Genomic DNA, 26,521 nt, shown 5'->3' with positions numbered 1-26,521 from the left:
ATATGGGAAAGAAAGTACTGATTGTTGGTGGAGTTGCTGGTGGAGCTTCTGTCGCTGCACGAGTCAGAAGATTAGATGAAGGTGCAGAGATTATTATGTTTGAAAAAGGTCCTCACGTATCCTTTTCGAACTGTTCGTTACCTTATCATTTAAGCGGTATTGTAGAAGATAGCGAAAAATTGGTTTTAATGTCTCCCGATATCTTTAAGAATCGCTACAATATTCAAGCTAGGGTACAACAGGAAGTTATTCAAATTAATCGGGATAAGAAAACAATCACTGTAAAAGATTTAATGTCAGACAAAACATACGAAGAGGACTATGATAAATTGGTGCTTTCTCCCGGTGCTTCACCTATTCGACCAAATTTAGAAGGCATAGACAATTCTAATGTTTTTACAGTACGTAACGTAGTCGATATTGAGAATATCAATTCATATATCAAGCAAAAAGGTATAAAGGATATTGCGGTCATCGGTGGTGGCTTTATTGGAGTAGAGGTTGCAGAAAACCTTAAACTTGCGGACTATAATGTAACATTAGTTGAGTTTGCAAATCAAGTCATGGCGCCATTTGATTACGATATGGCTCAAATCCTTCATAAAGAAATGGTGGATCATGGGGTTAATCTTGTTTTAGATGATGGATTAGCTCAAATATCTGATGGTTATATTATAACAAACTCTGGTAGGAAAATTGATGCGCAGGCAGTGGTATTAGCGATTGGTGTAAGACCTGAAACCAACTTGGCTAAAGAGGCAGGTCTTGAGATTGGAGAAACAGGAGCTATTAAAGTCGACTCCAATTATTTAACAAGTGATAAAGATATTTATGCAGTTGGGGATGCCATTGAAGTGTATCATCGTTTGTTACAAAAACAAACAAGACTAGCACTAGCTGGGCCAGCCCAAAAACAAGCCAGAGCGGCTGCAGACCATATGTATGGAATTCCAAATAGAAATATCGGTGTAATTGGATCATCATCCATCCACCTCTTTGATCTCAATGCAGCATCTACTGGACTTAATGCAAGAACAGCTGAGCAAGCAGGAATGATGTACGATTATGTTTACTTAATGCCGGGAGATAAAGTGGGACTCATGCCAGACAGCAATCCGCTGCATTTTAAATTGGTTTATGAATATCCAACAGGTCGAATTTTAGGTGCGCAGGCAATTGGTAAAGGAAATGTAGATAAACGAATTGATGTTATTGCAACCATGATTACAATGAATGGAACGTTGGAAGATTTGAAAGATCTAGAATTGACCTACTCCCCAATGCTAGGAACAGCTAAAGATGTCGTTAATCATGCCGCTTTAGTAGGGCTAAACCTACTACAAGGCAGATACAAAGAAGTAAAAGTTTCCCAAGTTCGAGAACTAGTAGAAAGTAATGCTTTTATTATTGATGCACGAGAAAAAGGTGAATATAATGCAGGTCATTTTAAAAACGCAGTTAATATTCCTTTAAGTGAGTTTAGACAGAGACTTGATGAAATTCCAAAAGATCAACCTGTATACATTCACTGTCGTTCAGGTCAAAGAAGTTATAATATGGTAATGGCATTACAAAATTTAGGATATGAGAATGTTTACAACATTTCTGGGTCTTATTTAGGTGTAAATCTTTATGAATACTTTAATGATTTAGTTACTGGTAGAGAAAGAATAGTAACTGAATATAATTTTAAATAGATTGACTTAAAATCTGAAGAATATTATTTAACAGTAATGAAACGGAGGTACATTATTTCGTGTATCCTCCATATATTTTCTATTCTCATGATATGTATAAGTTTTGTTAAAGAAAGCAAAAGCGACTAATAGAAAATAATATTGAAATCTTGACAATATACCTTATGGGGTATATTATTGTTTGTGTAATCCTTATTAAAAGGTGATCAATTATGATTATATATTTGCTAAGTGCAATTATTGTTTTATTATGTTACGAATTATATAGAAGGTATTTTCCGATTATGGTAATAACTTGTAAGAATAGAATTGGCGAAAAGGATATCGTTATATTAGATTTAAGAGATTACAACGAAAAAGGAACTTTAAAGAATGTGGCAATGTAGATTCCTTATGCTTATTTGAGAAGATATTATAGTGAGATCCCGAACCAACCCCTTCATGTGATAGCCGGTAATCGGTTGGATCTTAATCTAGGGGTGCGATTTTTATTACGGAAAGGCTATCATGTTAATAGTTTTGAGATTTTAGGTTGTACGTGTAGAGGAAAAGGAGGAATAATAGATGGAGTATGATAAATCTGTTATAAATCGTTTAAAACGTATTGAAGGTCAAATTAGAGGCGTATTAAATATGATTGAGCAAAATAAAGATTGTAGGGAAGTAATTACTCAATTATCAGCATCTCGTACTGGTATTGATCGTACAATTGGATTAATTGTAAGCATGAATTTAGAACAATGTGTTCGAGAAAATATTGAAAATGGCGAAGATACGAAAGAACTTGTAAAAGAAGCAGTAAATTTATTAGTGAAAAGTAGATAAAGGTTCTAACAATTTTCTTACTAAAGGAAATTTAACAGCCTTTTTCTTTTTAAATAAAATATACCCCATTGGGTATATGGTTGACTCTAGTCTAATGGAAGTAATCAAATGAAATAATTAGAACAGAAGGTAAAATGACATCAGATAATAATTGAGAAAAGAGAAGGTGAAGGTAGAGTGGATATTATACAATGGATTTTTATTATTTTGATCGCACTCTTTGTGATCAATCGTTTTATTCCCAAAAAGGGCATTACGAATATAACTGTTCAAGAAGCAAAAGATAAATTTAAGGATAAAAGTGTTCAATTTATAGATGTCCGTACACCGGGTGAATATAAAGCAAATCATCGCAAACCGTTTAAAAATATCCCACTTTCCAATTTGCCTAGCCAAGTAGACAAATTGGAAAAAGATAAAGAAGTTGTTGTTATATGTCAAAGCGGAATGAGAAGTGCAAAAGCAGCAAATATGCTGAAAAAACAAGGTTTCGAAAATATTTACAATGTAAAAGGTGGAATGAGTGCTTGGTATTAGAAAGGATGACAAGTGATGGCAAAACAAATAGCACCAGAAGAAGTAGCTAAACGTCTTCAAAATAGTGAAGAAGTATTCATAATTGATGTTCGTGAAAATGGAGAAGTAGCTAGTGGCAAAATTCCAAGTGCAAACAATATTCCTTTAGGTCAGCTTGCATTACGAAAAGGTGAACTAGACAAGGATAAGGCCTACGTGGTTGTTTGTCAATCTGGGAACCGAAGTAAAGCTGCCTGTGGAATACTTGAGGCATTAGGTTTCAAAGTTGAAGATATGGTCGGTGGAATGAATAATTGGAATGGAAATATTGAATAAAAACTAAGTAGATAGGAGTGAAATCAAAAGATGTTTCATTACACAATAGAGACAAACAAATCTATAGAAGATGCCATTAAGTCATTGGAAGTAAATTTAAAGGAAGAAAAGTTTGGTGTTCAGTGGCAGTTTGACATTAAGGAAACATTGCAAAAGAAGGGATATGAACTAGACCATCCATTTACTGTTTTAGAAGTATGTAACCCTATAGAAGCGCAACGTGTGTTGTCAACGAATCAGTTAATTGGATATTTCCTTCCATGTAAAATCGTTGTTTACGAGGATGATGAAGGGAAAACTAAGATAGGGCTACCTAAACCAACTGCTTTAATTCAAATGGTAGAAGATGAAGAATTACAGGAAATTGCAACCGACATTGAAGAAAGATTGATTGCCTGTATTGATAAAAGTAAGTAATCAAGTGAGATTCAATAGGGATTTTGAATTAATAAAAGAGGTTATGAACAAATGAATCAAACTGTCACAGTATATACATCAAGCTTCTGCCCAGTCTGCGGAATGGTAAAAAGCTTTCTAGAATCCTTTGATATTACTTATAAAGAAGTAATTGTAGACTTGAATCCTATAGCAAGGATGAAATTGATAGGAAAAACGAAAAGATTAACGGTTCCACAAACCAATATAAATGGAGAGTGGATAAGCGGGTTTGATCTGGAGAGAATGTTAAAGATATTACTTAAATGATCTCGTACTAATACGAATACGTAAAGACAGTAAGGATATAAACATTCTTTACTGTTTTTTTGTGATATAAAAATAAAGTTATATCATTAAAAAGGCATTATTCTAGCTTTAATATTCCTCTACAAAGGGTAACTTTTATGTACAACATAGAATTGAATACAGTGGTTAATTAAAGATAAAATAATATATGGTAACTATTAATAGTTACCAATAAAAGATACTATGCAGAGTAATAGTGCAATAAAGTTAGTGAAATACAGTGCCAGTCAATGTTTGGGTTGGTATCTATTAATGGTTACCATTCATATTTAAATGGCTATTTTGATGTTAGTGATTATCAAATGAGTGTATTACTTTGGATAATGGTTACTATTAATCGTAACTAATAGTAAAAGTGGATAGAAAGGTGAGAGGTGTAACTGCAGGAAAAGTGTTGATCTGATAGCTTTTATTCATAGTATCCAATAATGGTTACCAATGATGTTTTATGTATCAGTCATTCCAAATGAATGACTGTGCGTGAAAAGCAATAATCAGTATTTACTTAGTGTTTTATATAATTGATTTACATTTACTCTTAAAGGGTGAACAATAAGCTTTAATCCAGATTCTTTTAATCTCTTTTTAACTGCTGAGTCTGACTTAAATCGTTGTAGTATATTTTTTGTTCTGCCAATTCCATCACTAAAACTAGAACGATTTGATAAGCTGTTATCGACAATAACAATATCCATGATATGAAGAACTTCTGGATTCTTTTCAGCAAGGATTGCGTATTTAAATAATTTTTGAGCTAGGGTTTCGATAGGCTCCGTTCCCATATCCATCTCAATATTTATTATAGCGTCCCTTACTTCCGGTTTTCCTTTTAGTTTAATAATCCAGTCTGGTTTTACTATTGTCATCGTAGTTCCGTTTATTTTATTGCCCGCTTTACTCCCCGTAGTCATATATTTTGCTATTTCCGCATGATAAGCTCCGTTATTTTGTCGATGTAGGTTCTTATGTTTTCTTACCCATTCGATATATGGATACATTGCTGGTGAATAGGAAAATGAAGTTTGATTATAAATGACTGGATACTTTGTTTTATTTGTATTTGGGTCTCTAATAGCTTTCTTATTAAAGGTTATTAATATATTTAGTGCTGCTTGTTGTGTTGCAATAAAGTGCAACAAGTTTTTCTTTTGATTAAATTTATATATTTTTGGTTTGTTGTATGATTGGTCTAGAAGTCCGTTTTCTATTAATACATCAACAGCCTTACTTCCGATTGCCAAGAATTTAAAACGTTCCCCTTCAAAACCCTTAGAATAATGTTCTGAACGAATTAGATGATAGTCCTCAAACTTTCTGATTCGATTTTTAAAACTATATTCTTTAATCCCCAATTCGAATAAGTGTTTAGCAGCTTGATAGAATTGCTGCAAAGTTAATAACCGCTGTTGTTCTAAAAATGCTAATAACTTTAAATCCGTATTAGTAAGTTCTAATCGTTGTCTCGCATTTTTCTTTAAAATGATTTTATCTTGCATTTTTTTCTCCTTTCCTTTTGGGTGAATGATATTTGCATGTCAGAACACTTTCAGGATTTCAATTTTCACTATTATTGTCAGCTATATAAAAGGTTGATTACATGCAGGCTGTTTCAGTAAGTAATATACTTCTCCTGAATAATTAACTTAAATGCTGCTAATTTTTATCAGTAACCTTATTATTTGGGTGGTTAATGGTGAATGGAAAGTGTTCTTTAAATAGTGTACTGTCAAATTTTGATATTTCTAGTCCTATAAAATAAAAGGAGTAAATTCAATAGTGAGTGGTTATTTACAAAACAAAAGTAAAAAGACTTGCAAAATAAAATCATCGTTGTATAATGATAGTCAAATAAATAAATTGATCGACTTTCTCAACAAACAAGGGAAAAACCCATGAGGAAGTAGTGAAATATACACATAATTACGTGTATCTATTTTGCTACGTCTGTCTTGGGTTTTTCTCTTTTTTATTTGAAAATCCAATTGGAAGACGTAGACGAGGAGATGATAATCAGGAAACAAAATTCGAATTATATTTGAAAACATATTTAGTGAGAGGGGAAAGTATTCTATTGCAAAAAGTAAAAAAGGCTGTTATCAGAGAAGACTTAGTGGAATTAACAGGTAGTACGGAAGAAGCCGTGATCTTAGGTCAATTAATTTACTGGATAGATCGTATGAAAGATGCTGGTAAATATAAGCTTGAAGAAAGAGAGCGCTTAGACAATCATTTAGCAGATTCTTTTAAACACGGTTGGATTTATAAAAAAGCCGAGGAGTTGGCTGAGGAAGTAATGCTCGGTGTGTCGCCTAATACGATTCGAAAGTATTTGGGTAAAATAGTAGAGAAAAATTATATTAAAAGACGAAATAATCCTCGGTATAAGTGGGATAAGACATTACAATATCGTGTGAACTTAGTGAAAGTCATCTTAGATTTAAGTAATTTAGGATATCCAATTGATGATTACAAACAGTTACTACGAATGAAAGAAAATGATACTTCGAGTAAACAAACTGTTTCTCCGAATGTGGAAAAAAGAGATTCGAAGCACAATGGTTGCGCTGCAATACCAGAGATTACTACAGAGATTACTCCAAAAATTAATACAGAGACTTCTTCGTCAAGTGAATGGATTGAAGATGACATTAATATTTATGATTCAAATCAATTTGAATTAATTATTAAAACCTACTTGAGTCTCAGTAAAAACAAGCAGTTATCATCTAATGACAAAATAGCGATTAAGAATGTTGTAGATGAAAGCTGGGAGACTCCTCAAGTGATTGGTTGGATAAAGGATTGCTTTGATAACTTTAAGCCAAAACACAAGTTAGATAACATCCGATCATTTCGGTATGTTGCAAATTATATTTTTGATCAAGCTTATAAAAATGAACAGGAGGTTTTAGAGGATGAACAAGCTACAGGATATATTGCCCAAGATGAATACTTCCAACGATTCGGTTCAGCCATTATACAAGATGCCGGGGAGATTAACGAAGGCGACAGATGATTGTATGTATAGAGAATGTGACGGCTCTGGACTAATTCATACAATCAGAGAAGATGGATCTGAGGTAATGATGATATGTAAATGTAGAGAATATAAGGAACTATTGAATCAAATAAAAACTGCTAGAATACCAGATGAATATTTAGATAAGAGAATTAATGATTTCGTTACAAAAATCTATCAGATAAAGGATAGTGTAAGAGTGGCGCAATATGCTAAGAAAATTGCCACAGGTTATGTTGAACAATATCTAGAGATGGAAGACATGGGGAAAGGATTATATTTTTACAGTAATACAAAAGGGTCTGGAAAAACACTTTTATCAATTGCCATTGTCAATGAACTTATCATCGAGTATAAGATCAAGTCAATTTATATTTCGGTAGTAAATATGCTAAATGAGATGAAGCATTCATTTTCTAATAAAGACCCTAAAAGAAACTTTTATAATTTAATAGAATCATTTATGCAAGTTCCATTGTTAATAATGGATGATTTAGGTGTTGAAAAAACAACAGATTGGTCAGAGGAGGTTTTGACACAAATCTTAGATGAGCGAATGAGTTACAAAAGACCAACTATTATCACATCTAATATGCCAATACAGTCACTCCAAAATAAGTATCCTGATGGGAGGATAAAGAGTCGTATTGAAAAGATGACATTCCCAGTTGTTATGCCTGAAGAGAGTGTAAGAGAGATAATATCTAAACGGGAAAATATAGAAATAGCAAAGATGTTTTCTAAATGAAGTGGATAAATGTGTTTAATCACTTAAAATGTAGAAAAAGATTGTTAGAATATGATTGTAACAGTCAAAAGATAGAATTGAATATAGAACTAAAAAGGGAAAACCCCATTTCGAGGAGTGACAGCGATGTAAGTGTATGCTGCAGTCTTTTAAAGGGGGTTTTCTCTTTTTATTTATCTTGAAGAACACGCATTTAACTAAAGGAGGGAAAAAATAAAACATGAAAATCATTGTTAAAGATTCCGATAAACTACGAGCAATGTTAATTGAAAAGGGGTTTTCCCAACGTGAGTTTTCGAGACATACCGGATTAAGTGAAAATTACTTTAACCAAATTGTTAATCATAAGAAAAACCCTAGCCCAGCAGTTGCAAAGAAAATATCAGATCAGTTGGGTTTAGAATTTCATGATGTTTTTCAGATTAAAAAATAAACAAAGTAGAAAGGAACATAGCTCAATTCTTAAAGTACAAAATTGGACCAGTGATACTGACAAGGTTAAAAAGATTGATTTTACTATATCTATTTTTAAAAATTTAAGGAGAGGTTTATATTATGAAATGTGTTGCTTACTTTCGAACTGCAAATAGAGAAGATAATTATACTTCTTTACTAATTCAAATGGAAATGATTAAGGATTTTATTGCCCAAAATAATTGGCAATTAGATTCTGTTTATGCTGATATTGGTTTTGGGATTGATATGAATGAGAATCTGCATAAAATGGTTGAAGATGCAAAACAAGGGAAAATTGATGTTATTATTGTTAGTGATCCAGCACGAATTTCAAGAAATCCTGATTATCTATCTAATATATTTAGAAAGCTACGTGAACAAAATAAAGTTCATATTGTTACAGTAGATAATCAAATTAATACTTTCTTGAACAATAACATACTTTAGTAATAAACCATAATGTTTGTACAGTAATATATTGAGAGAAGGCAATTCGTCATTTGTTAATTGTCTTCTCTTTTGCTATTATAAATGCAAGAATACTAAATCTTTAAAAGGAAAATCATAAATATTTTAAAAAGGAATTATAAATACTCTTTACAAGTATTGGTGATTTATGGTATAACTATTTTAGACAGAAAAATGAATTTAAAAATTTATAAAATATTGGGAGGGCTTCTATTATGAATAGAACAATTGCAGAAAGAAGTAGAATAGTGACGACAAATAGCCAAAGAATGTTTCAATGTGATTTATTTTTACAAGAACAAAAGAGGAATTTGAAATACCTTTCGGAAGTATTTGAGGAAATTGGATTTGTTACTGAAACTGTTGACATGGATTCTAGGTCTATATTTGCACCAATTGTTAAATTCGTTAACCATGAAAAGAAAGCAGTAAAGTTCAATACCCTATTAAGCATAATGGGATTGAATAACTTTAGGACCACTCCTAGAGGGAAATTAGTAAAATTTGAGACAGTCCTGAAAAAGAATGTCAATAGATAAGGTAATACGAGAAATCAACACATTAGTAGAATGGCAAAGGTAACACCTTCAGACGTTAAGTTACTAGCAGACTTATTAAGTAGTAAACGTCAACAGATTACTACATATTTAAATGTTACTAAGGAATTAGAAATTTAAGAGATGGAGTGAGTAATATGAAAAAGGTGGCCATTATTGGTGCTGATAATAAAAATGGATACGAGAACAAGTTAAAGACATTAAATTTTGAGTTAAAATATCATGATGGAAGAATAAAAAGAAAAGGGACAAAAAATTATTTCAGCAACTTATTAAAAGATGTTGAATGTGTTATAGTTATACTATCAGCCGTATCTCATGGTACAATGTATGCAGTTAAAGATGTTGCAGATAAATTTGGAATTAAAGTGGTTTATCACCGCAGTAAAGGAATTTCTAGTGTTATAAATGCTGTCCACGAGAACGTGGCTTTTTATTAAAAGATAATTAAAAGGAATTTGGAATACCTTATTAGAATAAAGTTAATACATTAGTGAGGAGTTGTTACTTATATGGATAACATTGAGTTAAGAGCAAATAAAGCAAGTAGGGCAATTGGCGAACGACTCAGAGGAGAGGTACAGTCTTATCAATACCATGAAGTAGGAAGTAGAATTTTTACAGCAAAATTCTTGTTAGTAAATGAAAATCATTCAATAACTATACCAGATGATATCTCGTGGGAAAGAATCAGTTCTTCTCACTATAATATAGGAAATCTTATTGACGAGTTATTTCATAAGATCGTGAATAATAATGAGTTTAATCTAGATTTACTTAGTAATTTTTCTCTTTCAAAGATAGGGGACCACGTACTTTATGATTGCCTAATGTTTATGGACCAAAGTTCTTTAACAATAGAAGAGTTTCAAGATACAAAATTAACTGGTCAATATTTCTTACATCTCATACAACGACTAATGGAAAGTGAAGGAAGAGATTTAGGAACATCTGTAACACCACAGGGGTTAAATAAACTCATGATAGAAATATTAAATCCTTCTAACGGTAGTGTGTACGACGGAGCAGCAGGAATTGGGGGATCGTTAATTGAAACTTATCGTTTCAATAATGACATTTCAATGTTTGGGCAAGAGATAAATGAATCTAATGTTGCTCTAGCTTACATGAACGCACTCATAAATGGAATCGACTTATCACGATTTCAAATTGCAAAAGGTGATACATTGTTCTCTCCCGCATTTATAGAAAATGATAGTAATTTAATGCAGTTTGATTATATAGCGATGAATCAACCCTTTGGCTTGAAATTAAACAATATACAAATGATGGATTATGATCCTTATGGTCGCTTTAGCGGTAGAATGGGAAAAACCGGTAAAATGCATGGTGACCTAGCGTTTTTACAACATACAGTTGCTTCATTAACTGAAACAGGAAAAGCCGCATTAATAGTTCCTGTAGGAGTATTATCAAGAAGCTCTCATGCTGAAAGGGCATTTAGAGAATATATTGTCAACAATGATTTGATCGAGGCTATTGTATTATTACCTAATAAACTCTTGTCGTATACTGCAATTCAAACCGTGTTGCTGGTATTAAATAATAATAAGAAATCAAGTAGAAAGCAGCAAGTTTTATTTATAAATGCAGAGGAACAGTTTACAAGCAAAGGTCGCTCACAAAATTATTTAACACGAGAAAATATTGATTCGATTGTTGCTATGTATGAACAATCTTCAACAGACACAGAAGATGTGAAAGTTGCCAACCTAACGGAGATTATAGAGAGTGAATTTAATCTAAATCCAAACCATTATTTTACAAGCCAAACAGTAGAAACCCAATTTGGTGATGTCATTATAAATAAAGCTGTATATGATGAAAAGGTTAAAAATAAGAGGACTTTAAAAGAAATAGCCCAATTATCGCGCGGAGTTAACTTACCAGCAAAGAATACAATTAAAGAAGGCCAAAAAGGATATAAGGTTATCCAACTAAAGGATGTAGAAGATGGTAAAATAGACTTAGAAAGTATTGAAGTAATTCCAGTTAAAAATGTTGAACGTTATTTGGTTGAGAGTGGTGACATTATTATTGCTAGTCGTGGAACGGCTTATAAAGTAGCAATCGTTCCCGACCATAACGAACCTTTAGTACTATCAAATATGTTTATAAGAATTAGAATTAAGGATAAGGCATATAAGCCGGAATACATTAAAGTTTTCCTTGATAGTCCAGTTGGTGTGGCTCTTATTGAGGGAATGAAAAAGGGTGGAGCTGTAAAGGCAATAACTACACGTGATATTGAGGATATTGAGTTTCCTGATATTGAATTAATTGGACAAGAGGAGATAATACGGACAGTAGAAGATGCTGAGTTGAGATATATGGAATTGCTTCAACAAGCAAATGAAGTATTAAAGCACGGGAAGTTAGGTGCTTATACTAAGATGGGAATTGATAGGGTGATTGAAAGTTTAGATTAATGGAGGGCAAGTCAGCTCATTTACAATATTTTATGGGCTGACTCCCAACAATTTACCTTCTTGTAAGTTATGATGTTCTAGAGCTTAGGCGAAAATTTATTATATATTTATGAAAAAAGTTATAAATTCTATTTAAAGATGGGGAGATTATTATGGCTGCAAAAAAGATTAAAGAAGAAAAGTCAATAGAGGCGCAATTATGGGATACAGCAGTTAAGTTACGTGGTACAGTTGATGCTGCGTATTATAAAAACGTTGTTTTAGGTTTAATCTTTTTAAAATTTATTAGTGATAAGTTTGAGAAACAACGACAAGAATTAGTAGACAAAGGGCAAGAAGCATTCGTTGATATTCCAGCCTTTTACACACAGGATAATGTTTTTTATCTCCCTGAAGAATCTCGTTGGAGTTATATTATTGCAAATGCAAAACAAAACGATATAGCTATTAAAATTGATAAAGCATTGAGTGATATTGAAAGTACCAATGAATCTTTAAAGGGCGCACTACCAGATAATAATTTCTATTCCAACTTAGGTATAGAAAGGTCAAAATTATCATCTTTACTTGATGCAATAAATAAAATTGATACTCAAAAGAATCCAGAAATTGATTTGATTGGTCGCGTTTATGAGTATTTCTTACAAAAGTTTTCAATTGATGGAGGAAAAAAAGGGGAATTCTATACGCCTAAAAGTATAGTGAATCTAATTGCAAATATGATTGATCCATATTCAGGAATTGTTTATGATCCTTGCTGTGGATCTGGTGGGATGTTTGTTCAATCAATGAAGTTTATTGAAAGCCATAATGGAAATAAAAAGAACGTATCGATTTATGGACAGGAACAAAACAGGGAAACTTTTAAATTAGCAAAAATGAACCTTGCTTTACGTGGTATCGGAGCAAATCTTGGAGATGAGCCTGCAGATACGTTCGCAAAAGACCTTCATAAAGATTTAAAAGCAGACTATATAATGGCAAACCCACCATTTAACTTAAAGTCATGGCGTGGAGAGAAGGAGCTTTTAAAAGATGAACGTTGGCAAGGTTACGATGTTCCACCAGTAAGTAATGCTAATTATGCTTGGATATTAAATATTGTTTCAAAATTATCAACTAATGGTATAGCAGGCTTCTTACTAGCTAATGGTGCGCTAAATGCGAGTGGTGTAGAATATAAAATTCGGAAAAACTTAATAGAAAACAATTTAGTAGAAGCTATTGTAGTCTTGCCAAGAGATATGTTTTATAGCACAGATATAAGTGTTACTCTTTGGATAATAAATAAAAACAAAGGTTCTCAAAATTCATTGATTAATGGTAATGAAGTGGTAATTCGTGACCATAAAGATGAAGTTCTTTTTATGGATTTAAGAACGTGGGGTGTTGAATACGAGAAGAAATTTATAGAATTAACTAATGAAGAAATTAATAGGGCCACAAATATTTATCATAATTGGAAAAAGGGGACTGAATATCAGGATATTCCTGAATTATGTTACTCAGCAAATAAAAATGAAATTATAGCCCATGATTACTCTTTAGCCCCAAGTAAATACATTGAATTTGTGGATCGTGATTTAGGATTAAATTATCAAGAAGAGATGGAAAGAATCCAGAAAGAATTTGCCGATCTGTTAGGTGAAGAGAAAAAATCTCAGCAAGATATTTTGGATGCATTTAAGGGGTTAGGTTATGAAATTAGAATATAAAAAAATAGGTGATTACATTGAGTTAGTTGATAAAAGGAATATTCGAAATGAGTATACCGCAAAAGATTTAATGGGGATAAGAATTGATAAAACTTTTATTCCTTCTGTAGCAAATGTTTCTGGTACAGATTTGTCAAAGTACAAAGTAGTTGAAAAGGGAATGTTTGCATTTTCTCCAATGCAAGTAGGGCGGGATAAAGCTGTTCGGGTTGTCCTATATCAAAATGAAGAGCCAGCAATAATCTCACCTGCATATTTAACATTTGCTGTGAAGGATAGAGAAGTTCTGTTACCAGAATATCTAATGATGAATTTTTTACGTTCGGAAATGGATAGATACGGTTGGTTTATCAGTGATGGTAGTGTTCGTGCAAGTTTGGATTGGGAGCGATTTTGTGAAATCGAAATTCCGATACCACCTATTGATAAACAAGAGGTGGTAGTCAAATTATATAATTCAATAAATCAGAATGTAGAATACTTGAAAAATGGTTTAGATGATTTAAATAAGATTACAAAGTCCTTTATTGATGATATTAAGGTTAAAAGACCTCATGTGAAGATTGGTCAGTTTATTGAACAAAGTGATTTAAGAAACAAACACTTGGATAAGATGCTTGATAAGTACGATGTAAGAGGTATATCTACCTCAAAAGTTTTAATACCAACAAATGCAAATTTAAATGGGGTAAAACTTGATAGTTATCGAGTTATGCTAAAAGGGGAATTTGCTTATGTCCCTGATACATCAAGAAGAGGGGATAAAATTGCACTGGCATTGAACAATGATTCTCCATGTTTAATTTCTAGTATCTATACGGTATTTAAGATTAAGGATCAGAGTAAAATAATGCCTGAGTTTTTATACCTGTGGTTCAATCGTTCTGAATTTGATCGTTATGCTCGTTATCATTCAATTGGAAGTGCTAGAGAGGTGTTTAGCTGGGAAGATATGTGCGACGTTAAAGTACCGCTTCCTACGATTGAGGAGCAGAGAGCTATTGTTAAAATTCACCTCGTATTGCATCGCAGGATGGAACTCATAGAAAAGTATGAAAGGCAAGTAAAAGGTTTGGCTCCCATATTAATAAGGGGGGTTGTAGAAGAAATGAATGAAGTAAATGTATAGGAGGGGTTGAAATGGCAAGTTTTGATGAAGCACGATTAGAAGATTCTATTATTAAGCTATTAGAAAAGCAAGGTTATGATTATTCACTTGGATCAACTATTGCTAGGAATTATAAAACAGTTCTTTTGGAACAAGACTTAAAAGACTTTTTAGCTCAACAGTATCAACAGGTTGGTATTACTGATTTAGAAATTAATCGTATTGTGTCATCTTTAACTAACCTTTCTCCCTACCCTTTATATGACGCAAACCGCGAAGTAATGACAAAAATTTCTGATGGATTTATTTTAAATAGAGAAAACCAAGAAGATAAAGACTTTGTGGTTTCACTAATTGACTTTGAAAATCCTGATAATAATAAGTGGCGTGTTATTAACCAATTTACAATTAAAGGTTCCGAAGAAACAAGGCGTCCAGATGTTTTAATTTTCATTAATGGTCTACCTCTTGTTGTTTGGGAATTTAAGTCTGCAATAAAAGAAGACACAACGATTACAGATGCTTACAATCAAATTACTATCCGTTATCGAAGAGGGATTCCAGAACTATTAAAATACAACGCGTTTACAGTCATTAGTGATGGTGTAAACAATAAGTATGGTTCAATTTTTTCCCCACTAGAATATTTTTATGCATGGAGGAGAATTGACGAGGATTCTAAAGAGGTAGATGGTTTGGATTCCTTATTTACAATGATTGAAGGGTTATTTGATAAGAGTCGATTGTTGGCAGTTATAAAAGATTTCATATATTTCCCGGATGACTCTCAAAAGGAAAATAAAATAGTTGTTCGTTATCCACAATTTTTCGCAGCAAGTAAATTATTTAAAAATATTAAAAGCCATATGAAACCTGATGGTGACGGAAAAGGTGGTACTTATTTTGGGGCTACTGGATCTGGTAAAAGTTATACAATGTTATTTTTAACTAGACTAATGATGCAGGATAGTTTTATGCGGAACCCGACTATTTTGATTATCACAGATAGATCAGACTTAGACAATCAGATGGGTGAAATGTTTGCAGAATCAAAGAAGTTTATCAGTGATGATACTATTTTAAGTGTGAAATCAAGGCAGCATTTACGCGAAGAATTAACTGGGCGCCAAAGTGGAGGTGTCTATCTAACAACAATTCAAAAGTTCTCTGAAGATACTAACTTACTTTCGGAACGGACTAATATTATCTGTATTTCAGACGAGGCTCATCGAACTCAAACAAATCTTGATAAGAAAACTAAAATTACTAATGATGGAGTAAAACAAAGTTATGGATTTGCAAGGTATTTGCATAATGGATTTCCAAATGCAACGTTTGTTGGGTTTACCGGAACTCCTGTCGATGCCACAATAAATGTTTTTGGCCCCGTAATAGATTCATATACGATGAAAGAGTCAGTTCGTGATGGTATTACAGTAGATCTTATATATGAGGGGCGTGCTGCAAAGGTAAACCTTGATGAAAGTAGCTTACAAAGGATTGAGGATTATTATATTATAGCCGAAAAACAAGGGGCAAACGAGTATCAAATTGAGGAAAGTAAAAAAACTGTTGCTACTCTTCAAGTTATACTTTCTGATCCAGATAGGATAAGGGCAGTTGCAGATGATTTTGTCAGACATTACGAAAATCGTGTAGAAGAAGGGGCAACAGTTGAAGGAAAAGCAATGTTTGTATCTTCTAGTAGGGAAACTGCGTACTTATTTTATCAAATATTAAAAGAAATCCGCCCTGAATGGTTTATTGTAAAAAAGCTTGGTGATTCCAATACAGAAACCAAAGCGATTGAAAAAGTGAAACTAGTAATGACAAGGGATAAAGATGATGAAAAAGAGCTTTATGATATGCTTGGAGATTCAAAGTATAGAAGTGATTTGGCTCAGGAGTTTAAGAAAGTAAATTCAAATTTTAAAATTGCTATTGTCGTGGATATGTGGTTGACAGGCTTTGATGTCCCGTCACTTGATACGATTTATATAGATAAACCAATTCAGAAGCACACCTTAATTCAAACGATATCACGTGTTAACCGAGTTTATAAAGGAAAAGAACGCGGATTAATTGTTGATTATATTGGAATAAAGAAGAGTTTAAATGAAGCAATGCAACAATATACCAACTACCAAACTGAGGAATTACCAGATATATCACAGGCAATTAAAATTGTTCGAGATGAATTAGAAGTACTAGATAAGATCTTTTATCGATTTAATAAAAATAAATATTTCTTTGGGGATTCTCTTGATCAATTGCAGGTATTAAAAGATGCAGTTGAATTTATACAAGTCACCGAGGAGTTAGAAAATAGATTTATGTATTCAGTCAAAAGGTTAAAAAGTGCGTTTAATTTATGTAGTACATCAGATAAATTTAGCAATGAAGATAGGGATAATATTTCCTTTTATACTGCGGTTCGATCTGTTTTATTCAAATTAACAAAAGGAGTCGCACCTGATTTACAGCAAATGAATGCTAAGGTAAGGGAATTACTTGAGGCAGCTATTACTTCAGAAGGGGTAGAACAAATTTACGAAATTGGAAAGGATACCAAAACTAAGAATAGCGAAATCGATATTTTTAGTGATGAATACCTAGCAAGAATTAACGCAATTATAAAGCCAAATACTAAAATTAAGATTCTACAACAGTTATTAAGGCAATCAATAGAGAACTTCAAAAAGGTTAATAGGATAAAAGGGGTAGAATTTGAAGAAAGATTAAGAAGACTAGTTGCCACATACAATGATAGGCGTAAGGAAGAAGCCTTTGCATCTGAAGTCCTTGACGAAGTGGCAGAGCAGCTTTCAGACCTAATGCAACAATTGAAAGAGGAAAAGAATTCATTTGAAAAGCTAGGAATTGACTATGAAGAAAAGGCGTTTTATGATGTCTTAAAGTATGTCCGTGATACATTTGAATTTGAGTATCCTGAAGAAAAGTTAATCCAACTTTCAAGAGAGGTTAAAAAAATAGTAGAAGATAAATCTCAATATACAGATTGGAATACTAGATTAGATATAAAAGCCCAACTACAAGTAGATTTAATTCTATTGTTAGCTAATAATGGGTATCCTCCTGTTTCATTGGATACCGCCTATAAAGAAGTATTAGAACAGGCTGAAAATTTAAAGATGAATTTGTAACTAAGCAAACTTTAAGGTGAAACATAATTGAAGTAAAGGGTTAGGGGTTAGGATATTCCACGAGATAGTGTTTATGTAAATATTAGGAACATCGAATGTCAGTCATTTTAAAGAAGTTAGGTGGAGTAACTTTTTTATATGGCTGACAGTTTTATATCCCTGAGTTACTGTTCCTATATTCTATGAACAGATAACTCTCAAATACAAAGTTAAAGATAAGGGGAGTGGCTTTAGATCATGAACCGAATTACTGAGATAACAAAGCGTGATATTCTTGATATATTTAGAAATGGAATTGATATATGGGACCTATTTGAAACGAGAAATGTTACTTATCTTTATTTTGGCCGAATGGATGAAATTGACTTTCTCAAAAGATTATATGATTTGAAAAGTATGCCAAGTTTGGATTTAAGGTTTTCAAATGCCGAAGATGATATATGGCATCACACAGTAAACAATGATGATTATCCAATTTGTTGGGTATTTGAGGATGAACGATTCCAACTAAAAAACGGTAGTGATGAAATATACTTGAAATTTATTTGTGAGATATTTCATCCTGTAGTTAGGTATGAAAAAGGATATTGGAAGGAGTTTCTTGATGAGGTAAACAGAGTGTTGCGAAATGATGGATATGAACTTTATCCAGCGGAAAAAATATCTAACCGTGATATCTTTGGGTGGAGAATATTTCAGCCAGAAGAAAATAGTATATTTATTCCTTACTCTCAGAGAAATTTAAAAGCAATAAAAGAGAAAAGAATATCATTATCAATTAAACGTGATGTGAGAAATCAGATTTTTCAACTTTTAGAAAGATATAATGACAAATATCAGAAAACAGATGAAACAGGATTTTCTTACAATATCCTAATAAGTGAAGAAGTATTTAATGATATACGGCAGTTTTATATCCCTAAGTGCTACAATGACCAAAATCAGTACGTTGAAACTAATAACCTACAAAATTTTATATTAAAAAGTTCACCTTATTGTGTGATGGATGTAGTCGAACTTTTTGCGAAACATAGCTGTTCCAACGACTTTGACGCTAAGATTAATACAATATTGAAGCTCAATGATATTGCATTGAAGTTAGATAACGGCAAGATTATAGGCACGTTTGATAGTCATATTAAGAAAACAACACTAGCTTCAATTGAAGAGGTAGGACTCAAGGAGTTACTTCAGGAAGCCACAAAATATTATGACGAGGGTAATTTGAAAATTGCCGTTGAAAAACTCTGGGATGCTTTTGAAAGGTTGAAGACATATTACTCTCCGACATTAGATAAGAAGAAATCAATAAAAAGAATTATAAGGGATATGAGCAATAATAATGCACCATATCAAGAGATTTTTGAAAAGGAGTTTCGTGAACTTACTGTTATTGGTAATAATTTTAGAATCCGGCATCATGAAACTACAAAAATAGATATTGAGGATAATAGACACTATGATTACTTTTATAAACGTTGCCTTTCATTAATTTCATTTGCGATTCAATATTTGGATAGTGTAGTAACTAGCTAAATACTGGTTACTAAAACTTTTGGTGTAGGTAACCCTGTTGGTGCAACGTATTTAGGATACTTTTTCTTTAGTTTGTAGGCTTTTAATTAATCAAAAATTACTGAAAGAGGTTTAATTATTGTCATGTCCAATGAAGAAATTTTGATGAATAAAGTATTAGATGCGAGTTCTAATACCATTTGGGATGAATTGAAAAAAATAAGAGAATCCACAGAAGCAACAAAAAAGATTATTAGGCGCAGATGGATATGGGAGTTGATTCAAAATGCTTCGGATTGTACCCCCAAAAATGAAAAGATAGACATTGGAATAGACTATGCGAACAATAAAGTAATATTTAGTCACAATGGTTTACCTTTTTCATATGAAAATCTTTTAGATTTAATTACTCAAATCTCTTCTAAACAAAGTTCAGAAGAAAAAAAGATTGGTAAATTTGGGACGGGCTTTATGTCAACGCATTTATTATCAGAGATAGTACAAATTGAGGGATCATTTGTAAAAAAAGAACATAATTATACAAAACTAGATTTTACTGTTGATAGAACTGGAAATGAATATAGTGATATAAAAACAAATACTAAAATTATGTTGGAACAACTAGGAATTTTGAATAACGGTCAAAGCGAACTTAAAGATCATTACGATGATACAAAATTCATTTACTTAATAGAAGACGATGTGGAAATTATGGAGGCGGTAGAACAAGGTATAAAGGATTTAAATGAGACCATGCCTTATGTGTTGGCTTTTAATAATAATATTAATTCTATTACATGCAATGGGGATGTTTATAGAAAAGTAAAAGAATTAACTTCTTCTATAAATGAAAAAGTAAAGCTGGTACAGATTGAAGGTCCAAATGGAAATAGAGAATTACTAATATTAAATGATAATAGTGTAACAATTGCTTGTGCTATTGAACGTATTGATAATGAAATACATTTCTTGCCCATTTCTTCTTCAATACCTAAAGTCTTTTGTGAATTTCCTTTAGTTGGTACAGAGGAATTCAGTTTTCCTATCATAGTTAATTCAGCAATATTTGAAGTTGAAAGAGATAGGAATGCTATAAGAGATAATAATGAAGCTAATATGGAATTAATTATAAAAGCAGTATCTTTATTTAAAGAGTTGATAAGTTATTGTTTAGAGCATAAAAGTACTAGAAATGAATTTAACATATGTATATTAAATAAGTCCAATGAGTCAAATATTCAAGAATATTGTTATACAGAAATTAAAAAATATATTGAAAAGAAGCCAATAATCCCTCTTCATAACGATTTAGGAGGTTCTAATAGAATAGCATTTAAAAATAGTAGTGACCAAATAGTAATAGGGATACCACTAACTATAGATGAAGAGAATAGAGATCTTTTTTGGGATATTTTATCTAATTTTAAGGGAGTAACTATACCTACCAAAAATACATATCAAGGTTGGGCCAAAGTTTTCGGCACAAATGTCCCGTTTTCTTGGATAAATGACACCTTTTTTAAAGATTCTAATATAGAAAAATTAAATTCCTATTTGACCAATGGAAATATATTAGAATGGTTAAATATGTTCTATAACCTTTGGATTCAAGATGCAGGTATCGATAAAGTTGTTACAGCAGCTTTTGTTCCGAATCAAAACAATGAGTTCGTTAAATTTGAGAGGATTTACTTAGATAATAATATTGATTGGGAATTAAAAAATATCTTAGTCTTATTAGAAGAGAATATTCTATTTACATTGTTAATAAAAGAAATTACTGCTTTTGAAAGATACTTCCAAGAGAATCCTAAAAGAGTAAAAACTAGTGAAAAATGTTCCGAGAAAATTGATGAGAGAGTTTCACAAATTCTTTCCAAAGAAACCATTGATAGAATAGAAAGAAAGGAACATATTCAAAATATATTTAATAAATTAACCAATTGGTTCATATCAAATCAGGAAAAAGCTATAGAGTGGTTTGGAAATTTATATCCTAAAAGGATGATGTTATCCACTCCAGAAGAAAATTTAAGAAGATATAAAATTGCCGAAAAAATAGAGGAAAATAATATTAAGTATGAAGAATTAGATGAAATTATTAGTAATCGTGATAAGGTATTGGAGATTATTTCTAACTCAGAACTAAGTAGAGAAGATATTATTGAACAGTTAAAGCATGTAGTGACTTCATCTGAAGAATTAAAACGATATGTTGAAGGGTTGATAAACAGGAGTATACAAAATATATATCAATATTTAAGCACTATTTCGGATTATATACTTCCACCAACTATTGAGGGATGGATGAAAGTGAGATATTCGGAAACGATATTTCCAGCTAAGTATAAAGGAACTGATATACGAATTGTTATTCGACCAAGTGACTATCAAAAAATCATATTTTATTATGAAGAAGAATTAGAGGCTTTAGATGATATTAATTATCAGTTGTGGACCGATGATGGAGAAGTGCAACGAATGATTACTTTAGGAGATCTTCTAAAAACAACAGGTATTTCAAGAATTCCTTTGACAAAATTATGAGGAGGTAATTTTTCGTGTTTAGAACAATTGAAGATATTAAAAATAAAATAAGTGAAAATGATAGGAAGAATACAACATACATACACCCAATTGCTAGTGATGAAGAAATAGCAAAATTAATTTCTGCATATTCGAATAGTGATGGAGGGGATATAATATTTGGAATCAGAGATGATGCAAAAAGGCTGGAATTGAAGAAGTTCCCATTTAAAGTTGATTTAGAACGAATTCAAGATTTGATAGAAGGCAGTATAAATATAAAAAGTGGATATTTGACCATAGAAGATGCTAGTATTCTTTTTATTTCTGTGAATAAATCTGATGAATTAGTAAAAGTAAATAAAGTGCCTTACAGGATTAATGGTAATGGAGCGCTTGAAGAATTAAAAGTACAGAAGGTGTTTATTTCCTATGCACATAAAGATAGTGATCTTGTAAATCTTATAGAAGAGAAAATAAGTTTATATAAAAATTTAGAAACTACTCGCGATATAAATGTCACTCAGTATAGGGACAGTTTATCAGAGTTTATGCAAACTATCAGAAATCATGATGTTATTATTGCATTAGTGACCAGCGCGTATATAAAATCATTAAATTGTATGTATGAAATTACTCAATTAATGAAAGATATAGATTATCAAAAAAAGCTATTTTTCATAGTGGTAAATAGTGATGATTATAAGTTTTATAAAGAAGAAAATAGATATGAGAATTATCAAGCAAATATCTATAGTGTAGAAAGTAGATTAGCTTATCTGAGTTATTGGTCTGATGAGCAAACAAGGTTAGAACAAAGTATTAAGGAAGCCAATCTTAGACCAGCTATGATGGCTAATATTGCTTTGGATTTAAGAAAGTTAGAATCCATATTGCCTGCAATTGATGATTTTATTGCATTATTAAATGATAGAGTAGGTAGGAATTTTAAGGAAATGTATGAAACAGATTTTAAAGATATAGTAATGAGAAATTAATTAAAGAGTTTGACCAACTCATTTTAGACATTGCAAAGATGTAATAAAGACCATTGTTACAACAAATGAATTTAAAGTTGGAAAATAGGCTCGGTAATGGACCAATGCCTATTTTTGCCTCTCAAACAATAAGGGTGAACCGTATCACAAATAGTGGTAAAACAAAGGGTGAAAGTTGAGTAAATAAAACCCTTACGAGAACAGATAAATACTTGCTAATATGTAACCTCTTGGACTTTAAAATGAGTTTAAGAGGTTTCATTTTGTAAAAGGAAAGTCACGCTAAAACGGGAGTGAACGTTCTGTTTCTTAGTTTTATTTTCAAATATAAATGATATGAAAATTGAAAATAGAATAACAAGGGGAGGAGTGATAAGCATGAAAAGCGGTAATAATGTTTTAATTTATCAAATTGAAGACGGTAATACAAAAATAGATGTTAGATTGGAAAATAAACAGTTTCGATGACGCAAAAGGCCATTGTCGATTTGTATTAATCGACTAAGCAGAATATAAGCCTTCATATAAAAAATATCTTTGAAGAGAAGGAGTTAGATGAGAATCCAGTTGTCAAGTTTTACTTGACAACTGCGAAAGATGGTAAAAATTATAAGACAAAGCACTATAACCTTGAAATGATTCTCGCAATCGGCTACCGTGTTCGTTCTCATCGAGGCACTCAATTCCGCCAGTGGGCAACAGAATGTTTAAATGAATATCTTGTCAAAGGATTCTCGATGGATGATGATCGCCTGAAAGAAATGTGGTATTTTGGATAAGGCTATTTTGATGAATTACTTAAACGAATTCGGGATATTCGTGCTTCGGAGAAAAGGTTCTATCAAAAGATTACAGACATTTATTCTACATCTGTAGATTATGATCCTAAAGCAGAAGTAACACAGGAATTTATTGCAACTGTTCAAAAAATAACGACAAAATTTGTTAGAGACAATATGGTCATTTTACTTGCTAACCATCTATTCTCTTCTACATCATAAGCCTTAATAGAATTAGCTCTACTTTTTAAAGGTAGCTTGTAATATAATGAATTCATGTTATAATTATTACATTTAAATCGAATATTATTTTCATATAATCGCAGGGATAGGGCCTGCAAGTTTCTACCAGTTTACCGTAAATGAACTGACTATGAAAAGTAGCTAAAAGACGATTTTACCAATATGGTCAAAGTCTATCTTTTTATTTCGAGACAGATTTCATGCTCGGAAATGATTACTTCTTCATAATTGTGGAAGTATCATTCCCGAGCTTTTTTCGTAGGTTAACTGGCTGTAAGACCCCGACTTCAATGATTTGAGATAAGTCAAGAATTATATAATGGGAATCAACAGTCAGTAATCGCCCGATTCGTTCAACGAACATTCAGTGGGGAAGAACAAAAGCCTACACTGAATGAAGTTTCACTTTAATTGGAAGGGGATAAATATGGAACGATTAAAGCAAAAGATTGTCAATGAAGGTAAGGTTTTATCGGCTTCTGTACTCAAGGTAGATTCATTTTTAAACCATCAAATAGATCCTGAATTAATGCAAGGGATTGGTGAGGAATTTGTTTCTCGCTTTAAGGATGATGGCATTACAAAAATATTAACATTGGAGTCGTCGGGAATAGCTCCTTCGGTAATGACAGCTTTACAGTTAGGTGTGCCGACTGTGTTTGCACGGAAACGTAAATCGTTAACACTAATTGATAACTTGTATAGTGCAGAAGTTTATTCCTATACGAAAAGAGAATCAAGTACAATTTCTGTATCGATGGATTATATAAAAAACGATGATGTTGTATTAATTATCGATGACTTTCTTGCAAATGGCCAAGCGGCACAAGGTTTAATTCACATGGTAGAGCAATCGGGGGCAACATTAGCAGGAGTTGGCATCGTTATTGAAAAAGGATTCCAAAGTGGAAGAAAGATTATCGAGGAACAAGGAATCCGGGTTGAATCTTTAGCAGTTATTTCATCTTTAGAAAATGGGAAGGTAACATTTAAGGAGGATTCGCCTCGATGAAAACAGCAGCATTAGGTATGCAACATGTACTAGCCATGTACGCAGGAGCAATTTTAGTCCCACTCATTGTGGGCGGTGCACTGGGACTCACGACCGAACAACTTACTTACCTCGTAGCCATTGATATTTTTATGTGTGGTGTCGCAACCATATTGCAAATTTCAAGCAATCGTTTCTTTGGCATCGGCTTACCAGTTGTTCTTGGGTGTACGTTTACAGCGGTAGGACCAATGATTGCGATTGGTGGGGAATTTGGTATATCTGCCATCTACGGTGCGATTATTGTTTCAGGTATTTTTGTTATTTTAATAAGTACTGTATTTGGCAAGTTAGTTCGCTTTTTCCCTCCCGTTGTCACTGGAAGTGTGGTCACCATTATCGGCTTAACACTCATACCTGTTGCGATTAATGATTTAGCTGGAGGACAAGGAGCAAGTGATTTTGGTTCGTCAATTAATCTGTTATTAGGGTTTGGGACTTTGACTTTTATTATTTTAATGTATCGTTTTTCCAAAGGATTTATTCGCTCTATTTCGATCATCATTGGTCTTATTGCCGGTACTACAGTCGCAACTGTTTTTGGAAAAGTTGATTTTAATGCCGTTATGGATGCATCTTATTTCCATATGCCTCAACTACTCTACTTTGGCAGGCCGACATTTGAAATTTCCGCTGTCATTACTATGTGTCTTGTTGTCATGGTTTCATTAGTGGAATCTACTGGTGTTTATTTTGCACTTAGTGATATTACCGACAAAGAATTAACAAAAGAAGATTTAGCAAAAGGTTACCGTGCTGAAGGTATTGCCGTATTGTTAGGAGGAATTTTTAATGCCTTTCAATATACTGCGTTTTCACAAAACGTCGGTCTCGTTCAATTAACTGGTGTAACAAAACGTAAAGTGATCTTCGTAGCGGGGATGATCTTAGTTGTATTTGGTTTAATTCCAAAATTTGCAGCATTAACCACAGTTATTCCAACATCTGTACTAGGTGGTGCGATGCTTGCCATGTTTGGCATGGTTGTATCACAAGGAATCAAGATGCTAGGAAAGGTCATCAACGAATCACCAGAGAATTCAATGATTATTGCTTGTTCGGTGGGAATGGGGCTTGGAGTCACAGTGGTACCTGATTTATTCTCTGTATTACCAACGGGGATACAAATCTTAACAAATAACGGGATTGTTGCAGGAAGTGTTACAGCTATTGCGTTAAATATCATATTTAATATGCGCCCATTCTTTTCAAAACGCCCTTCTTCACAGCCGGATCAACAATTGACAGAACAAGAAGTTTAACTTCTATTTTAAAATTATTCCTTTATATGAAAAACTGACGTTGAGTAGATAGAAACAAAAAGGTTAGACGAGTTATTTCCTGACTCACCTTTTTGTGTATATAAAATAACTTTTATGATGATATAGACCGCAAAAGACAATGCTGGAGGGAGCAAAAGAGGAATACGTAGTTTATAAGGAAATTGATTTAATGTAAAAAATTAGAAATTAAATAGTGGTAAAAAGTGTTAACCTCAATTTAAATTAACACCATATTTCAGCTGTATTAGAAAATAGTATTTCTGATTAAGATTGCTTCAAAGATTTAGCTAATTTATACTTGTAACAATAATGAACTTTATAGG

The 26,521-nt window shown here is 32.4% G+C and carries 22 protein-coding genes, 1 pseudogene and 1 riboswitch; of the genes and pseudogenes, 22 read left to right on the top strand and 1 reads right to left on the bottom strand.

The features are described 5' to 3' along the window. Positions 1 to 2: 2 nt before the first annotated feature. The 6 genes from KQI49_RS05350 (at position 3) to KQI49_RS05325 (ending at position 4,079) form a co-directional block, all read left to right on the top strand. Positions 3 to 1,697, top strand: a complete 1,695-nt coding sequence (locus KQI49_RS05350) for an FAD-dependent oxidoreductase (protein ID WP_088051598.1) — start codon at positions 3 to 5, stop codon at positions 1,695 to 1,697. Positions 1,698 to 2,261: 564 nt separating this feature from the next. Next, a complete protein-coding gene (locus KQI49_RS05345; protein WP_088051596.1) occupies positions 2,262 to 2,522 on the top strand; it encodes a metal-sensitive transcriptional regulator in 261 nt (86 codons plus the stop codon). Between the two features lie 177 nt (positions 2,523 to 2,699). Next, the gene (locus KQI49_RS05340; protein ID WP_088051595.1) at positions 2,700 to 3,059 is read left to right on the top strand and encodes a rhodanese-like domain-containing protein; all 360 of its coding nucleotides are present in this window, start codon (positions 2,700 to 2,702) and stop codon (positions 3,057 to 3,059) included. Between the two features lie 15 nt (positions 3,060 to 3,074). After that, positions 3,075 to 3,374 (top strand): rhodanese-like domain-containing protein, encoded by a 300-nt coding sequence (locus tag KQI49_RS05335; RefSeq protein WP_088051594.1) that lies wholly within the window; start codon positions 3,075 to 3,077, stop codon positions 3,372 to 3,374. 30 nt (positions 3,375 to 3,404) lie between these two features. Beyond that, entirely contained in the window at positions 3,405 to 3,791 is a 387-nt protein-coding gene (locus KQI49_RS05330) for a DUF302 domain-containing protein (protein WP_088051593.1), read from the top strand. 51 nt (positions 3,792 to 3,842) lie between these two features. Next, positions 3,843 to 4,079: a glutaredoxin family protein gene (locus KQI49_RS05325; RefSeq protein WP_216487327.1), complete on the top strand. Its 237-nt coding sequence runs from the start codon at positions 3,843 to 3,845 to the stop codon at positions 4,077 to 4,079. A 533-nt stretch (positions 4,080 to 4,612) separates the two neighbouring features. On the opposite strand, the gene KQI49_RS05320 is transcribed toward KQI49_RS05325, so the two are convergent. Then, positions 4,613 to 5,614: a replication-relaxation family protein gene (locus tag KQI49_RS05320; RefSeq protein WP_216487326.1), complete on the bottom strand. Its 1,002-nt coding sequence runs from the start codon at positions 5,612 to 5,614 to the stop codon at positions 4,613 to 4,615. Positions 5,615 to 6,021: 407 nt separating this feature from the next. Here KQI49_RS05320 and KQI49_RS05315 point away from each other — a divergent pair, with 407 nt between their 5' ends. The 16 genes and pseudogenes from KQI49_RS05315 to KQI49_RS05240 all read left to right on the top strand — a co-directional run bounded on the left by KQI49_RS05315 (position 6,022) and on the right by KQI49_RS05240 (position 26,177). Then, positions 6,022 to 7,134 carry a hypothetical protein gene (locus KQI49_RS05315; protein WP_216487325.1) on the top strand — a complete coding sequence of 371 codons (1,113 nt, stop codon included), beginning with the start codon at positions 6,022 to 6,024 and terminating at the stop codon, positions 7,132 to 7,134. Next, positions 7,034 to 7,885: an ATP-binding protein gene (locus KQI49_RS05310; RefSeq protein ID WP_216487324.1), complete on the top strand. Its 852-nt coding sequence runs from the start codon at positions 7,034 to 7,036 to the stop codon at positions 7,883 to 7,885. Before KQI49_RS05315 ends, KQI49_RS05310 begins: the two co-directional genes overlap by 101 nt. A gap of 220 nt (positions 7,886 to 8,105) precedes the next feature. Next, positions 8,106 to 8,318: a helix-turn-helix domain-containing protein gene (locus KQI49_RS05305; RefSeq protein ID WP_216487322.1), complete on the top strand. Its 213-nt coding sequence runs from the start codon at positions 8,106 to 8,108 to the stop codon at positions 8,316 to 8,318. A gap of 122 nt (positions 8,319 to 8,440) precedes the next feature. Then, positions 8,441 to 8,788 (top strand): recombinase family protein, encoded by a 348-nt coding sequence (locus tag KQI49_RS05300; protein WP_216487320.1) that lies wholly within the window; start codon positions 8,441 to 8,443, stop codon positions 8,786 to 8,788. Between the two features lie 236 nt (positions 8,789 to 9,024). After that, positions 9,025 to 9,348: a hypothetical protein gene (locus KQI49_RS05295; RefSeq protein WP_216487318.1), complete on the top strand. Its 324-nt coding sequence runs from the start codon at positions 9,025 to 9,027 to the stop codon at positions 9,346 to 9,348. A 155-nt stretch (positions 9,349 to 9,503) separates the two neighbouring features. After that, a complete protein-coding gene (locus KQI49_RS05290) occupies positions 9,504 to 9,806 on the top strand; it encodes a DUF2325 domain-containing protein (protein ID WP_216487317.1) in 303 nt (100 codons plus the stop codon). Between the two features lie 72 nt (positions 9,807 to 9,878). Continuing rightward, positions 9,879 to 11,816, top strand: a complete 1,938-nt coding sequence (locus KQI49_RS05285) for an N-6 DNA methylase (RefSeq protein WP_216487315.1) — start codon at positions 9,879 to 9,881, stop codon at positions 11,814 to 11,816. A 152-nt stretch (positions 11,817 to 11,968) separates the two neighbouring features. Further along, entirely contained in the window at positions 11,969 to 13,531 is a 1,563-nt protein-coding gene (locus KQI49_RS05280; protein WP_216487314.1) for a type I restriction-modification system subunit M, read from the top strand. Further along, a complete protein-coding gene (locus tag KQI49_RS05275) occupies positions 13,515 to 14,660 on the top strand; it encodes a restriction endonuclease subunit S (RefSeq protein ID WP_216487313.1) in 1,146 nt (381 codons plus the stop codon). Before KQI49_RS05280 ends, KQI49_RS05275 begins: the two co-directional genes overlap by 17 nt. A gap of 11 nt (positions 14,661 to 14,671) precedes the next feature. Continuing rightward, positions 14,672 to 17,803 carry a type I restriction endonuclease subunit R gene (locus KQI49_RS05270; RefSeq protein WP_216487311.1) on the top strand — a complete coding sequence of 1,044 codons (3,132 nt, stop codon included), beginning with the start codon at positions 14,672 to 14,674 and terminating at the stop codon, positions 17,801 to 17,803. Between the two features lie 237 nt (positions 17,804 to 18,040). Then, the gene (locus KQI49_RS05265) at positions 18,041 to 19,339 is read left to right on the top strand and encodes an AbiJ-related protein (protein ID WP_088051590.1); all 1,299 of its coding nucleotides are present in this window, start codon (positions 18,041 to 18,043) and stop codon (positions 19,337 to 19,339) included. A gap of 123 nt (positions 19,340 to 19,462) precedes the next feature. Continuing rightward, entirely contained in the window at positions 19,463 to 21,865 is a 2,403-nt protein-coding gene (locus KQI49_RS05260; RefSeq protein WP_216487309.1) for a sacsin N-terminal ATP-binding-like domain-containing protein, read from the top strand. Positions 21,866 to 21,879: 14 nt separating this feature from the next. Then, a complete protein-coding gene (locus tag KQI49_RS05255) occupies positions 21,880 to 22,842 on the top strand; it encodes a TIR domain-containing protein (RefSeq protein ID WP_216487308.1) in 963 nt (320 codons plus the stop codon). A 581-nt stretch (positions 22,843 to 23,423) separates the two neighbouring features. Further along, positions 23,424 to 23,843 (top strand): annotated as a pseudogene (gene rhuM, locus KQI49_RS05250) (RhuM family protein). Positions 23,844 to 23,913: 70 nt separating this feature from the next. Further along, a riboswitch (purine riboswitch) is annotated at positions 23,914 to 24,015 on the top strand. Between the two features lie 276 nt (positions 24,016 to 24,291). Further along, positions 24,292 to 24,876 (top strand): xanthine phosphoribosyltransferase, encoded by a 585-nt coding sequence (locus KQI49_RS05245; RefSeq protein WP_216487307.1) that lies wholly within the window; start codon positions 24,292 to 24,294, stop codon positions 24,874 to 24,876. After that, positions 24,873 to 26,177: a nucleobase:cation symporter-2 family protein gene (locus KQI49_RS05240; protein WP_216487306.1), complete on the top strand. Its 1,305-nt coding sequence runs from the start codon at positions 24,873 to 24,875 to the stop codon at positions 26,175 to 26,177. Before KQI49_RS05245 ends, KQI49_RS05240 begins: the two co-directional genes overlap by 4 nt. The last annotated feature ends 344 nt before the right edge of the window (positions 26,178 to 26,521 follow it).

This window comes from Virgibacillus sp. MSJ-26 (assembly GCF_018918075.1).
Taxonomy (GTDB): Bacteria; Bacillota; Bacilli; order Bacillales; family Amphibacillaceae; genus MSJ-26.
This window is presented reverse-complemented; position numbering and strand designations above follow the sequence as displayed.

Coding starts and splice junctions, on each gene's coding strand:
- KQI49_RS05350 (WP_088051598.1), top strand. CDS start 3: ATGGGAAAGAAAGTACTGATTGTTGGTGGAGTTGCTGGTGGAGCTTCT.
- KQI49_RS05345 (WP_088051596.1), top strand. CDS start 2,262: ATGGAGTATGATAAATCTGTTATAAATCGTTTAAAACGTATTGAAGGT.
- KQI49_RS05335 (WP_088051594.1), top strand. CDS start 3,075: ATGGCAAAACAAATAGCACCAGAAGAAGTAGCTAAACGTCTTCAAAAT.
- KQI49_RS05330 (WP_088051593.1), top strand. CDS start 3,405: ATGTTTCATTACACAATAGAGACAAACAAATCTATAGAAGATGCCATT.
- KQI49_RS05325 (WP_216487327.1), top strand. CDS start 3,843: ATGAATCAAACTGTCACAGTATATACATCAAGCTTCTGCCCAGTCTGC.
- KQI49_RS05320 (WP_216487326.1), bottom strand. CDS start 5,614: ATGCAAGATAAAATCATTTTAAAGAAAAATGCGAGACAACGATTAGAA.
- KQI49_RS05310 (WP_216487324.1), top strand. CDS start 7,034: ATGAACAAGCTACAGGATATATTGCCCAAGATGAATACTTCCAACGAT.
- KQI49_RS05305 (WP_216487322.1), top strand. CDS start 8,106: ATGAAAATCATTGTTAAAGATTCCGATAAACTACGAGCAATGTTAATT.
- KQI49_RS05300 (WP_216487320.1), top strand. CDS start 8,441: ATGAAATGTGTTGCTTACTTTCGAACTGCAAATAGAGAAGATAATTAT.
- KQI49_RS05295 (WP_216487318.1), top strand. CDS start 9,025: ATGAATAGAACAATTGCAGAAAGAAGTAGAATAGTGACGACAAATAGC.
- KQI49_RS05290 (WP_216487317.1), top strand. CDS start 9,504: ATGAAAAAGGTGGCCATTATTGGTGCTGATAATAAAAATGGATACGAG.
- KQI49_RS05285 (WP_216487315.1), top strand. CDS start 9,879: ATGGATAACATTGAGTTAAGAGCAAATAAAGCAAGTAGGGCAATTGGC.
- KQI49_RS05280 (WP_216487314.1), top strand. CDS start 11,969: ATGGCTGCAAAAAAGATTAAAGAAGAAAAGTCAATAGAGGCGCAATTA.
- KQI49_RS05275 (WP_216487313.1), top strand. CDS start 13,515: ATGAAATTAGAATATAAAAAAATAGGTGATTACATTGAGTTAGTTGAT.
- KQI49_RS05270 (WP_216487311.1), top strand. CDS start 14,672: ATGGCAAGTTTTGATGAAGCACGATTAGAAGATTCTATTATTAAGCTA.
- KQI49_RS05265 (WP_088051590.1), top strand. CDS start 18,041: ATGAACCGAATTACTGAGATAACAAAGCGTGATATTCTTGATATATTT.
- KQI49_RS05260 (WP_216487309.1), top strand. CDS start 19,463: ATGTCCAATGAAGAAATTTTGATGAATAAAGTATTAGATGCGAGTTCT.
- KQI49_RS05245 (WP_216487307.1), top strand. CDS start 24,292: ATGGAACGATTAAAGCAAAAGATTGTCAATGAAGGTAAGGTTTTATCG.
- KQI49_RS05240 (WP_216487306.1), top strand. CDS start 24,873: ATGAAAACAGCAGCATTAGGTATGCAACATGTACTAGCCATGTACGCA.